We start from the raw sequence: 11,110 nt of genomic DNA on the forward strand, positions 1-11,110 counted from the left end.
CCGCGCAAGAAGACGGCGCCGTCCGGTCACTCCATCACGGCCGCTTTCAGGATCACCACCATGGTGGCCCGGGCCGGGCCTTCGGTGCAGCGCACGAGATGGGGGCGGTCGCAGCGGTAGCGCAGGGTCTCGCCGGCCCGGGCGCGCTGCACGATCCCGCCGATCTCGACCTCGAACGCGCCCTCGCTGACCGAGAGCGATTCCACCGAGCCGCGCTGGTGCGGGTCCGAATCGAGGACGCCGCCGAGATCGGCCGTGACCTCGTACCATTGCAGCCACTCGATCGTCTTGATCCAGCCGATGATCGCCAGCCGGACCTTGCCGTCCTCCGAGACCAGGATCGGCGTGTCCGCCCGGGAGGTCTTCTCGATGAACGGCTCCTCGTCGCCCGCCGCCAGCACCCGGTCGATCGAGACGTCGAGCGCCTGCGACAGCCGCCAGATCGTCGCCAGCGTCGGGTTGGTCTCGTTGCGCTCGATCTGGCTGATGATCGACTTCGCCACGCCCGATTGCTCGGCGAGCTCCGACAGCGAGAGATTGTAGGCCTTGCGCAGGCGCTGGATCGTCTTGCCGAGTTGGCCGGAGAGCACCTGCGCCCCGGTCAGCAGGTCGCGTCCGCGCGCCCGGTCGGGCCGTTCCGCCTGGTCCTGCATCGTCACCGGTCCACCTAGGCCGTTCCGTTATCCGAACGATCGTACGCTTCTTCAAACGCAATCGCTGCCCGGACGCAAGGCGGGCGGCCCCCTGAAGTTAGGGCCAGATCGCGTGAAAGTGGTGGACCGGGCCGTGACCGGAGCCGATCGCCAACCGGTCGGCCGCGCCGAGCGCCGCCGTGAGGTAATCCTTGGCGGCCGCCACCGCCTCCGGCAGCGTCAGCCTCCGGGCCAGCCCGGCCGTGATCGCGGAGGACAGCGTGCAGCCGGTGCCGTGGGTGTTGCGGGTGGCAACGCGCGGGGCCGCGAAGGTCTGCGCGTGACCGTCGGCGGTCACGAGGTGGTCGACGCTCATGGCGCCGGTTCCGTGGCCGCCCTTGATCAGCACGGCCCGGGCGCCGAGCGCCACCAGCCGCCGGGCCTGAGCGGCCGCCCCGGCCTCGTCCTCGGCCACGGCCTCGCCGAGCAGCACCGCCGCCTCCGGCAGGTTGGGGGTGATCAGGACGGCGCGCGCCAGCAGCCTGTCCCGGAGCGCCGCCACGGCGTCCTCCGAGATCAGGCGGTCGCCGCTGGTGGCGACCATCACGGGGTCGAGGACCACCGGGATCGTCGCCGCCTGCCGCGCCAGCCCGTCGGCGACCGCTTCGATCACCGCGATCTGCGACAGCATGCCGATCTTCACGGCATCGACCGCGAGGTCGGAGAAGACGCTGTCGATCTGCCGGGCCACGAACGCGGCCGGCACGTCGTGGATGCCCTGGACCCCCCTCGTGTTCTGGGCGGTCAGCGCCGTGATCACGCTGGCGCCGTAGACGCCGAGCGCCGAGAAGGTCTTCAGGTCGGCCTGGATGCCGGCACCGCCGCCGGAATCCGAGCCCGCGATGGTGACCGCGATCGGGCTGGCGCCGCTCATCGGGCAGCTCCCCGCGCCGTAAGGGCGGCGTCGATGGCCGCGCGCAGCTCCCGGGCGCGCTGCCGCACCGGCTCGGTCCCGAACAGGGCGGTGATCACCGCGACGCCGTCCGCTCCGGCGGCGATCACCGGGGCGGCGTTGTGCAGGCCGATCCCCGCGATGGCGCCGAGCGGCAAACCCGCGCCCCGGGCGAGCCGAGCCCGGAAGGCGATGCGCGAAAACCCGTCGAGGCCGACCGGCGGGTCGGGATTGTCCTTGCTGGTGGTGGCGAACACGCCGCCGATGCAGGCATAGTCGACCGGGAGCCGGTACAGCTCGTCGGCCTGGGCGGCGGTTTTCACGGTCAGCCCGATGATCGCCCCCTCCCCCAGCAGGCGGCGCGCCTCGGCCGGGTGGAGATCGCTCTGGCCGAGATGGACGCCGTCCGCCCCCGCGGCCAAAGCGAGGTCGACCCGGTCGTTGACCAGGACCGGCACCCGCCCACCGACGGCGGCCTGGATCGCCCGGATCCGCGCCAGCGTGGCCCGGGCATCCGGGATGTCCTTCTCGCGGTACTGGAGCAGGGTGGCGCCCCCCGTCACCGCGTCGGCGGCGAGCCGGGCCAGGTGATCCCCGTCCGCGCCGCAGACACCGACATCGAGGAGACCGTAGAGCCGCAGGTCGACGGGCCGGCTCCCGGCCGTCGCGGAGATCGCGCTCGCTGCCATCGTGGTCGCCTGCCCCCGCCGGAATTGGCCCCGCGCCGGCACATCTCCGGCGGCCCTGTTTGGGCAGCGGCCGCCGGCTTGGCAACCCGTCCGGTCACAGGGCCGCGTTGACGCGGGGCGATCCTGCCCCCCTATAGGGACGGATCCGGTCTGAAAGAATCCCGCGCCCGGCGGGAGAGGGTTTCGAGGGGCGATGACGGTCGGCGAGGCGCAGACGGGTGCGCGCGGGGTACAGGCCCTGCCGGAGCGCTCCTCCGTGGGCCTCGTCGCGGTGATCGTCGCGGCGACCAAGGGGGAGCCGCGCGCCCTGACCATCCGGGTCCCGGACCAGGCGCCGGGCCGCGGCGACGGCCTGCCGGCCGGGCCCCTCGTGCCCGAGCACGCCACCCTGGAGCGCGGCCTGCGCGCCTGGGTGGAGCGGCAGACGCACCAGCGCCTCGGCTATGTCGAGCAGCTCTACACCTTCGGCGACCGCGACCGCTCCGGCGGCGACGAGGCCCCGGAGGCGCACGCGCTCTCGGTGGCCTATCTCGCCCTGGTCCGCGAGGAGCGCCCGGCCGGCATCGCCGAGGCGGCGTGGCAGAACTGGTACCGCTACCTCCCGTACGAGGATTTCCGCACCGGCCGCCCGCCCCAGCTCGACGCCATCGAGGCGCGGCTCGCGGCCTGGGCGGCCGAGCCCGCGGATTGCGCGATCCGGACCCGCCGCCTCGACCGGCTCGGCCTCACCTTCGGGATGAACGGCGGCACCTGGAACGAGGAGCGCGTGCTGGAGCGCTACGAGTTGCTGTTCGAGGCCGGCCTGATCCCGGAGGCCCGCGGCAATGCCGGCCCGGCGGTGCCGAACGACCCGACCGGCGTGCCGATGGCCTTCGACCACCGCCGGGTGCTGGCGACCGCGATCGGCCGGCTGCGCGGCAAGATCAAGTACCGCCCCGTGGTGTTCGAGCTGATGCCCCCGGCCTTCACCCTGCTCCAGCTCCAGCGCACCGTCGAGGCGCTCTCGGGCACGCAGCTGCACAAGCAGAATTTTCGCCGCCTCGTGGCCCAGCAGGGGCTGGTGGAGGAGACCGAGGCGATCACCCGCGGCACCGCCGGCCGGCCGGCGCGGCTGGTGCGCTTCCGGCGGGAGGTGCTGCTGGAGCGCCCGGCCCCGGGGCTGCGGCTGCCGTCGCGGCGGGTGGGTTAGCCGGCGACGGGTTAGTCCGATGCGCCGTCAAGGACGGTTGCGGAGGCGGCATGTTCGACCTGTCACCACGTCAGACGGGCATCAGGCTCGCAGGGGCGGGGCGCGCCGCGCGCCACAGCCAGACCGCCGTCAGCACCAGCAGCACGGTGGCGACGGCGCCGGTGCAGTCCAGGGCGTCCCAGCCGGCCCGGCTGCCGGGGCCGAGGAGACGCACCAGCACCGGGCCGACGATCTGTCCGGCCGCGAAGGCGGCGGTCATGCGGGCGAGGAGCGGTGTCGGATTGTCGGGCCGCGCCTCGCGGGCCAGCTGCAGGCCCGCCATGGTGGCGACCATGAACGTGCCGCCCACCAGGATCGCCGAGGCTGCCACCGCCCAGAGGGTGTGGGCGGCCAGGGGCAGGCCGGTGCCGAGCGCCATGACCCCCTGCGCCACCGCCCAGAGCCGTTGGCGCGGCACGCGTGTCAGCCATCGGGCCACGGCCGCCACCGACAGGGCGGCGGCCAGGCCGAACAGCGGCCAGGTCAGGCCGAACACGCTTGGGTCGGAGGCCAGCGCCCGGGCCATGGCCGGCAGGAACGTCGCCGGCACGATGTAGCCGAACCCGAAGATGCCGTAGCACAGGACCAGGGCCGCCTGCCCGTTCCGGGGGCGGCCGGCGAAGCCCGCGGCTTCGCGCTCCCCGATCCCGGCCGCGACCCTGCCCTGCCCCCGGGACAGGGACCAGACCAGCAGCGCGCCGAGCCCCGCGATCAAGCCCAGTTCGAGCCACAGCCGCGCCGCCGGCTGAATCCCACCGAGCCAGGCCAGCGTCCCGGCGAGCGCGATCCCTACGCCGACGCCGGTGTAGATCCACGCGCCGAACTGCGCGACGCCGCGCCTGGCGAGCTCGGCCAGGCACCAGCCGCTCGCGCAGACCAGGGCCCAGGCGCTGAACAATCCGGCCAGGGCCCGCAATCCGGCCCCGAGACCGGCCGGCGCATCGTGGTCGACCGCCGCCATCGCCACCGTGGTGAGCGCCACGCCCGCCAGGCTCAGGAGCAGCCCCCGCCGCGGATCGCGGGCGAACCCCGACGCGGTCAGGGCGCCGACCAGATACCCGGCATAGTTCGCCGCGGCCCATTCCGCCCCCGCGGCGGCCGTGAGGGTGCCGTCGCGCATCATCAGCGGCATCAGGGGCGTGAAGGCGAACCGGCCGATCCCCATCGCCACCGCGAGGGCGACGAGGCCGCTGGCGACGACCGGCCAGGGCGTGTGCTCGGAATCCGTCGGGGGGGGCTGGAGCGTGCTCATGTCGGCATCCCTTGAACACCCGCCCGGCATTCTTGGAAAATGAATTTTTGTGACGTACGGTTCTCTGGATGAGAACGATGGATCTCGACGATCTCGACATCTTCCGCTGCGTGGTCCGGGAAGGCGGGGTCACGCGGGCGGCGGCGATGCTGCACCGGGTCCCGTCCAACGTGACGACCCGGATCAAGCAGTTCGAGGCGCGGCTGGGCGTGGCCCTGTTCCGCCGTCAGGGCCGCAGCCTGACCCTCACCGAGGCCGGGCGCACCCTCCTGGGCCATGCCGAGGCGCTGCTGCAGATGGCCGATCTGGCCGAGCAGGAATTGCGCAGCGGCGTGGTCCGCGGCGTCCTGCGGCTGGGCTCGCTGGAGAGCGCGGCGGGCGCGCGACTGCCGCCGATCCTGTCGGCTTTCCATGCTCAGTTCCCCGACGTCACGATCGAGCTGCAGACCGGCACGACCCGGGCCATGCTCCGGCAGCTCGAGCGCTTCGAGATCGAGGCGGCCTTCGTCTCCGAGCCGTTCGATCGCACGAGCCTGTCGTCGGTGCCGGTCTTCGACGAGGAACTGGTGCTGATCACCGGCCGGAATGCGCCCGGGATCGGCACCGGCCGACGGACCCTGGTGGCGTTCCCGCACGGCTGCTCCTACCGCCAGCGCCTGATCGAGTGGCTGGCCGAAGAGGGCGCGTCCTACGACCGGGTTCTGGAGATGAGCTCGTACCACGCCATCGTGGCCTGCGTGGCGGCCGGCACCGGCATGGCCATCGTGCCGGCGGAGGTGCTCGACCATGCGGTGATGAGCACGGCGGTGGAGCGCCACCCGCTGCCGGCGCACCTGCGCCGCAACCGGACCCGCCTGGTGTGGTCGGGGGAGGCCAGCGCGGCCCTGCGCGCCCTCATGGCGCTGCTGCCCGACAGGGCCGAGACTCGGCCCGCAGCGTAGGGCGCGCCCGGACCCTCGAACGCGCTCGCTAACGCCGAGCCGGAATCCACTTCGGCTGCGTGCGCTTTAGCCGTAGGTGTGATCGTCCGCCGGGAACCGCCCGGCCCGCACCTCCTCGGCGTAGGCCTTCACGGCGTCCTCGATATGGGCCCGGAGCGACCCGAACTGGCGGACGAATTTCGGCGTCTTCTCGGAGAGGCCGAGCATGTCCTCCAGCACCAGGATCTGACCGTCGCAGACCGCCGAGGCGCCGATGCCGATCGTGGCGGCGGTGACCTGGGGCGACATGGCGATGGCTCGCGCTACCGGCTCGACGATGCCCTCCAGCACGATCGCGAAGGCGCCGGCCTCGGAGATCGACCGTGCGTCCTCGAGCAGGCGGCGCTCGTCGTCCGGCGCCCGGCCCTGGACCTTGAACCCGCCCATCGTGTTCACCGCCTGCGGGGTGAGGCCGATATGGCCCATCACCGGCACGCCGCGCTGGACCAGGAAGGCCACCGTCTCGGCGAAATGCGCCCCGCCCTCCATCTTGATCGCCCCTGCCCCGGTCTCCTTGAGCACCCGGACGGCGTTGAGGAAGGCCTGCTCCCGGCTCGCCTCGTAGGAGCCGAACGGCATGTCGACCACGACGAGCGCCTTCTCGGTCCCGCGGATCACCGCCTGCGCCTGCAGGATCATCATCTCCAGGGTGACGGGAATGGTCGATTCCATCCCGTGCATCACCATGCCGAGCGAATCGCCCACCAGGATGAAGTCGCAGTAGGGATCGACGATGCCGGCGGTGTGGGCGTGGTAGGCGGTGAGCGCGATGATCTTGCGCCCCTCGGCCTTGCGCTTGCCGATGTCGACGGCCCGGAGCCGGCGGGACTGCACGACCTGCGACATGGTTCAGACCTCTTTCGGCATCCCGGTCGAGCGCGGGTCCCCTCTCCCGTGCGGGAGAGGGACAGGGTGAGGGATGCGACTTTTCCGGAGAACCCTGGTCCCTCTCCCCAGCCCTCTCCCGAGCGGGAGAGGGGGCGCGTTCCGCGTCATGCGCCTCGTTCGGCAGCCCTCATACACCGCCCCGAACCGCGGGTCAGCGCCCCGCCTGCGGCTCGGCCCCCGCCTTCCATGCCGGATCCTCGCGCAGGGCGGTGGTCTCGTGCGTCTCCTGCCAGCCCTCGACGCCCTCGGGGAACCAGCGGATGCCGGTATAGCCCTTGCGAACCAGCCGCTTGGCCGCGTTCCAGCTGCCCCAGCATTCGACGTGGCAGAAGACCACGACGGGCTTGGTCCGGTCGCCGCCGGTCAGCTCGGCGACCCGGGCGTAGAACAGGGCCTCGCGCTCCGGGGCCAGGGGCTCGGCCCCGGCCTCCGGCATCCAGACCGAACCGGGGATCGAGGGATGCACCGGCAGCCAGAGCCGGTTGGCGGGGAAGTTCGACGGCTTGCGGTCGGGGGCGGCGACGTCGATCAGAACCGGCCTGTCCGGCCCCGCCATCAGGGCCGCGAGTTTTTCGGCGTCGATCACCGCGGCGCCCGTCAGCGTCTGCGGGGTGTAGCCCTTGGGCGGACCGGCATAGAGCCCCTCTGGCTCGGGCACGTTCACGGGCGAATCCGCCGGCGCGGCGGCGAGGCAGCCGATGGCGGCCAACGCCGCCGCGAGCCGGCCGATCAGGGTCGCGCGCATGATCAGTTCGTCGGGCTCGGCGGGGTGAAGCTGTGCTGCCAGCTGCCGCCGGCATTGTCGCTCGCCGCGACCTGCAGCGGCTTGCCGTCCGGTTTGAACGCGAAGTTGATCACCGGGTTCGACGAGATCGAGATGTCGCCGGTCATGGTGAAGACCTTCTTGTCGCCCGCCGAGACGGTGAGCTTGTCGATGTAGCGGGCCGGCGTGTAGTCGCGGGTGACCTGGTTCATCTGCATCCCGGAAAAGTTCGGGTGGCGGATCATCAGGGTGGCCTCCACCGGCTTGCCGGGCTGGGTCTCGGCGAACTTCACGCGCATGTCGCCCATGCCCTTCATGGCCTCCTCGTCGCTCATGCCCATCGGGGCCGAGCAGCCGCCGGACGCCTTCACGAACTGCTTGGCCTCGTAGAGCTTGCCGTCCTGGGTCTCCACCACGGCATGCATGTCGGTGTAGTTGTTGACCCGCACCCGCAGCTTCAGCTCCGCCGGGTCGGCGGCCGGCCCGAACTCGAACTTGGCCGCGTAGGGCGCCGGGTTGTCGTCGATCACCAGCGAGACCGCCTTGATCCGCGACGGCTCGGGCATGGTCAGGGTGATCGGCACCAGGGCGGCGTCGAGCGCCCGGGCCGGCGCGTCGATCTTCACCAGGCTGTCGGTCTGCTCGATGGCGCGGTCGCCGAAGATCGACTTGGCGATCTCCTGCCAGCGCGCGGTGCGCTCCTGCTCGGTGTCGGAGGCGCCGGCGGCCAGGGCCGGACCCGCCAGGGCGGAGGTGGCGAGGATGAGGGCGAGCGCTGCCGTGGGGGCGGTCTTGAGCGTCATGGCGTTTCTCCCGGTTGGTCTCAATATGGAAGGTCGAAGAATTATTCCCACTCGAGTTCCTGGTAGGCCACGGTGACGTTGCGGCCGTTATAGGTGTCGAACAGGGCCCACTTGTCCCGCTGGTCCCGGGCGACGCTGGCCACGGCTTTGTCGATCGGGACATCCTTGGCGATCGCCGCCCGGGTGCCGTCGCGCAGCGCCGTCAGGTAGCCGGAGAGATCGGCGAGCGCCGGGGCGAGATCGACCGAGACCGGCCCGTGGCCCGGTACCGCGCGGGTCACGCCCATGGCCTTCAGCCGGTCGATCTCCTCGAGCCAACCGCGGAGGCTGCCGTCGAGCGACGGGATCCGGTTCACGAACAGCAGGTCGGCGGGAAACAGCAGGCCGCTGCCGGAATCGCGCATCGACAGGTCGCAGGTGGTGTGCGCCGGCCCGTGCGCCGTGAAGGTCAGGCGGCGATCACCGAGGTCGATCTCGGCGGTGTCGGCCACGCTCATCGTCGGGTAGACCACCGGCCCGGTGCGATCCTCGCCGAGCAGCTCGACAAGGCGCTTGCGGTAGAACTCACCCCGCGCGCCCAGCGCCTCTGTGAGCTTGGCGTGGCCGATGAAGACCGGCTTGTCCTGCACGAAGGCCCCGGCCCCGAACACGTGGTCCGGGTGGACATGGGTGAGCACCACGTGGGTGATCGGTTTTGGCGTGCGCTTGGCTATCTCGCCCCGCAGCCACTGCCCGTCCGCGAGGCTGCCGCCGGTCTCGGTGACGAGCACGCCGTCCCGGCCGATGAGGAAGCCGATATTGGCGATGGCGTCAGCATTGTCGGTGGTGGCGTCGGCGATCAGTCCCTTGCGCACGAAGATGCCGGGGCCGACCTCCTCCATCGAGAATGCTTCCGCAGCGCGCCCGAGGGTCGGCAGGCAGCACAGGCAGAGGCCGGCGAACAGGGCGTGGCGCCGCGACAGGGTGCGGCCCGAAGCGGCGGACTCGCCTGGATGGACGGCGGAAGCCGTCATGCCGAAACCTCCCTGTTTATTGCCTACCATTAAGTAGGTAGATCTTTGCGCGGTCAAGTGGCAGATTGAGCGACAGGCGCGGGACGGTCACACGTTCGCGCGAGCCGAGAGAGACGATGTTGGGGCGATGCGAGACACCCGCGCCGAGCTGCTGAGTCAGGCCGAGACCCTGGTCCGGGGGCGCGGCTATGCCGGGTTCAGCTACGCCGACCTCGCCGAGGCGGTGGGGATCCGCAAGGCGAGCATCCACCACCACTTCCCCACCAAGGTCGATCTCGGGGCGGCCCTGGTGGCGGCCTATGCCGACCGCTACGACGCGGCCCTGGCAACGATCCGCATTGATGTGCCGGACGGCCCGGGGCGGATCGCGGCCTATGGACAGCTCTATCTCGGCGGCGTCGAGCAGGGGCTCGGCTGCCTGTGCGCGGCGCTCGCCATCGAGGGCGAGGCCCTGCCCGAGCGCCTGCGCGGCGACATCGCGGCGTTCTTCGAGGGGCACCTCGCTTGGCTGGAGGCGGTGTTGCGCGCGGGTCAAGCCGACGGCAGCGTCCGGGCCGGACAGGAGCCGGCGGTGCTCGCCCGCTACGTCATCGCCACCCTGGAGGGTGCGCTGCTGATGGAGCGGCTGTTCGCGAGCCCGGCGGCGTTTTCTGGGACGCTGGCCGTGCTGGTCGAGGGGCTCAGGGCGTGAGGCGGAGACGGTCCACGGCCGGTGGCCGATCCGCGCGCGCAGGGGCATCTTCTACGGTTGCGATCGGCTCGGGCGAGCCTACGCGGATAAGCTCTCCCAATCCGCCGTGTTCCGGCACGGTCTGAATGCAATCCGCTTGACTTTGGTGCTGTCCGAGAAGGGTAGTTTTGCGACGATCCGCTTCCGGGTGGCAGTGCATGGATGCGGACTTCGTCTCCGTACCCGGTTGCGATTCTAATCAGCCGATTCAATCGGTACGCTTTGAGCAAGCCTCACCATAAGCTTGACGGCGATCTTACGGTCGATATCCCTTCCACAGAGCGGAGCGCCCATGCCGATGACGAGAACCCGCCGCAGCTTGGTCTTGGCGGTGCTCGCCGGGTTAGCCGCCCTGCCTATCGCCTTGGATAGCGCGCGTGCCGCATCGGCGACCATCGTGGCGCTCGGTGCAAGCAACACGGAGGGGATGAAGCTCACCAGCGCGGAGGCGTACCCAGCTCAGCTGGAACAGATCCTACGGGCGAAGGGCCTCGACGTGTCGGTCATCAATGCAGGCGTGAGCGGGGACACGTCCGAGGGGATGCTCAACCGTGTGGGCACCAGTGTGCCGGACGGAACGAGGGTGGTGATCCTACAACCAGGCGGCAATGACGGTCGGGGCGGCAGGCGGCAGGGGGGGCGCATCGTTGACCCAGCGCAATCAGCGGCCAACCTCGACGCGATCATCACGCAGTTGCAGGCACGCGGTATCAGGGTCGCCGTCTTCAACGGTCTCGCAGGAGCCGGGCGAGAGGCCGCTATGCGCCATCATGCCGTTTTTCTAGGTCAATTCTTCGCTGGCATTCCTGACACTGCACGGCAGCCAGATGGCCAGCATCTTACAGCTGAGGGCTACGCGATGGTGGCGCAGCGCATCGCACCCCAGATCAGCGCCATGCTCGGTCGCGGTGGTCGGTGAGGTGTGGCCATAGAACCTCAATGCTGGCAATGACCGCTTCCCACCCCAAGCCCAAGTTGTCGGACGGCCGACGAACGGCCGCTTCCGGGAAGTGCCGCTAGCTGTCGGCCTGACTGAGAAGGGTCGAGGCTGTGTGAAAACTCATGGCTTGTAGAAGAATTTCCCTCGTGCGCCCCGGGCCACGGCCGGCGCAGGCATTCTGATGGCATCGCCGCCGCCATTTTGGATGGTCAAATGGCAGCAGCGTAGGAGATCGTTCCA

General features: G+C 70.9%; 12 protein-coding genes. 4 read left to right on the forward strand and 8 right to left on the reverse strand.

Translation table 11 applies throughout. From position 1 onward, the window contains the following. Nucleotides 1–26: 26 nt before the first annotated feature. The 3 genes from MKL11_RS02000 to thiE all read right to left on the reverse strand — a co-directional run bounded on the left by MKL11_RS02000 (nt 27) and on the right by thiE (nt 2,273). Entirely contained in the window at nt 27–653 is a 627-nt protein-coding gene (locus tag MKL11_RS02000; protein ID WP_243939779.1) for a helix-turn-helix domain-containing protein, read from the reverse strand. Between the two features lie 97 nt (nt 654–750). Beyond that, nucleotides 751–1,566, reverse strand: coding sequence for a bifunctional hydroxymethylpyrimidine kinase/phosphomethylpyrimidine kinase (thiD, locus tag MKL11_RS02005; protein ID WP_243939781.1), 816 nt, complete (start codon nt 1,564–1,566; stop codon nt 751–753). Next, nucleotides 1,563–2,273 carry a thiamine phosphate synthase gene (gene thiE / locus MKL11_RS02010; RefSeq protein WP_243939784.1) on the reverse strand — a complete coding sequence of 237 codons (711 nt, stop codon included), beginning with the start codon at nt 2,271–2,273 and terminating at the stop codon, nt 1,563–1,565. The genes thiD and thiE overlap by 4 nt, the downstream gene beginning before the upstream one ends. A gap of 193 nt (nt 2,274–2,466) precedes the next feature. Between thiE and MKL11_RS02015 the strand changes: the two genes are divergently transcribed. After that, a complete protein-coding gene (locus MKL11_RS02015) occupies nt 2,467–3,462 on the forward strand; it encodes an NUDIX hydrolase (protein WP_243939786.1) in 996 nt (331 codons plus the stop codon). A 70-nt stretch (nt 3,463–3,532) separates the two neighbouring features. On the opposite strand, the gene MKL11_RS02020 is transcribed toward MKL11_RS02015, so the two are convergent. Beyond that, nucleotides 3,533–4,753 carry a YbfB/YjiJ family MFS transporter gene (locus MKL11_RS02020; protein WP_243939788.1) on the reverse strand — a complete coding sequence of 407 codons (1,221 nt, stop codon included), beginning with the start codon at nt 4,751–4,753 and terminating at the stop codon, nt 3,533–3,535. A 77-nt stretch (nt 4,754–4,830) separates the two neighbouring features. Here MKL11_RS02020 and MKL11_RS02025 point away from each other — a divergent pair, with 77 nt between their 5' ends. Beyond that, complete coding sequence (locus tag MKL11_RS02025; RefSeq protein ID WP_243939790.1) at nt 4,831–5,694, forward strand: LysR family transcriptional regulator; 864 nt, start codon at nt 4,831–4,833, stop codon at nt 5,692–5,694. A gap of 66 nt (nt 5,695–5,760) precedes the next feature. Here MKL11_RS02025 and panB read toward each other — a convergent pair whose 3' ends face one another. From panB to MKL11_RS02045, 4 genes are all read right to left on the reverse strand, one after another. Continuing rightward, entirely contained in the window at nt 5,761–6,579 is an 819-nt protein-coding gene (panB, locus tag MKL11_RS02030) for a 3-methyl-2-oxobutanoate hydroxymethyltransferase (protein ID WP_243939792.1), read from the reverse strand. A gap of 193 nt (nt 6,580–6,772) precedes the next feature. Next, complete coding sequence (locus tag MKL11_RS02035) at nt 6,773–7,366, reverse strand: rhodanese-like domain-containing protein (protein WP_243939794.1); 594 nt, start codon at nt 7,364–7,366, stop codon at nt 6,773–6,775. A gap of 2 nt (nt 7,367–7,368) precedes the next feature. After that, nucleotides 7,369–8,187, reverse strand: coding sequence for a quinoprotein dehydrogenase-associated SoxYZ-like carrier (locus MKL11_RS02040; RefSeq protein WP_243939796.1), 819 nt, complete (start codon nt 8,185–8,187; stop codon nt 7,369–7,371). 41 nt (nt 8,188–8,228) lie between these two features. After that, nucleotides 8,229–9,200 (reverse strand): quinoprotein relay system zinc metallohydrolase 2, encoded by a 972-nt coding sequence (locus tag MKL11_RS02045; protein WP_243939798.1) that lies wholly within the window; start codon nt 9,198–9,200, stop codon nt 8,229–8,231. A 127-nt stretch (nt 9,201–9,327) separates the two neighbouring features. Between MKL11_RS02045 and MKL11_RS02050 the strand changes: the two genes are divergently transcribed. After that, nucleotides 9,328–9,891 (forward strand): TetR/AcrR family transcriptional regulator, encoded by a 564-nt coding sequence (locus MKL11_RS02050; RefSeq protein ID WP_243939800.1) that lies wholly within the window; start codon nt 9,328–9,330, stop codon nt 9,889–9,891. Between the two features lie 331 nt (nt 9,892–10,222). Then, nucleotides 10,223–10,849 carry a GDSL-type esterase/lipase family protein gene (locus MKL11_RS02055; RefSeq protein WP_243939802.1) on the forward strand — a complete coding sequence of 209 codons (627 nt, stop codon included), beginning with the start codon at nt 10,223–10,225 and terminating at the stop codon, nt 10,847–10,849. Nucleotides 10,850–11,110 lie beyond the last annotated feature (261 nt).

This window comes from Methylobacterium sp. J-077, assembly GCF_022829365.1.
Taxonomy (GTDB): domain Bacteria; phylum Pseudomonadota; class Alphaproteobacteria; order Rhizobiales; family Beijerinckiaceae; genus Methylobacterium.

What these genes read in the sequence shown, in the direction of transcription:
- thiE (WP_243939784.1), bottom strand. Translation starts at nt 2,273, where the DNA reads ATGGCAGCGAGCGCGATCTCCGCGACGGCCGGGAGCCGGCCCGTCGAC.
- MKL11_RS02020 (WP_243939788.1), bottom strand. Translation starts at nt 4,753, where the DNA reads ATGAGCACGCTCCAGCCCCCCCCGACGGATTCCGAGCACACGCCCTGG.
- MKL11_RS02050 (WP_243939800.1), top strand. Translation starts at nt 9,328, where the DNA reads ATGCGAGACACCCGCGCCGAGCTGCTGAGTCAGGCCGAGACCCTGGTC.
- MKL11_RS02015 (WP_243939786.1), top strand. Translation starts at nt 2,467, where the DNA reads ATGACGGTCGGCGAGGCGCAGACGGGTGCGCGCGGGGTACAGGCCCTG.
- MKL11_RS02025 (WP_243939790.1), top strand. Translation starts at nt 4,831, where the DNA reads ATGGATCTCGACGATCTCGACATCTTCCGCTGCGTGGTCCGGGAAGGC.
- MKL11_RS02000 (WP_243939779.1), bottom strand. Translation starts at nt 653, where the DNA reads ATGCAGGACCAGGCGGAACGGCCCGACCGGGCGCGCGGACGCGACCTG.
- thiD (WP_243939781.1), bottom strand. Translation starts at nt 1,566, where the DNA reads ATGAGCGGCGCCAGCCCGATCGCGGTCACCATCGCGGGCTCGGATTCC.
- panB (WP_243939792.1), bottom strand. Translation starts at nt 6,579, where the DNA reads ATGTCGCAGGTCGTGCAGTCCCGCCGGCTCCGGGCCGTCGACATCGGC.
- MKL11_RS02040 (WP_243939796.1), bottom strand. Translation starts at nt 8,187, where the DNA reads ATGACGCTCAAGACCGCCCCCACGGCAGCGCTCGCCCTCATCCTCGCC.
- MKL11_RS02035 (WP_243939794.1), bottom strand. Translation starts at nt 7,366, where the DNA reads ATGCGCGCGACCCTGATCGGCCGGCTCGCGGCGGCGTTGGCCGCCATC.
- MKL11_RS02055 (WP_243939802.1), top strand. Translation starts at nt 10,223, where the DNA reads ATGCCGATGACGAGAACCCGCCGCAGCTTGGTCTTGGCGGTGCTCGCC.
- MKL11_RS02045 (WP_243939798.1), bottom strand. Translation starts at nt 9,200, where the DNA reads ATGACGGCTTCCGCCGTCCATCCAGGCGAGTCCGCCGCTTCGGGCCGC.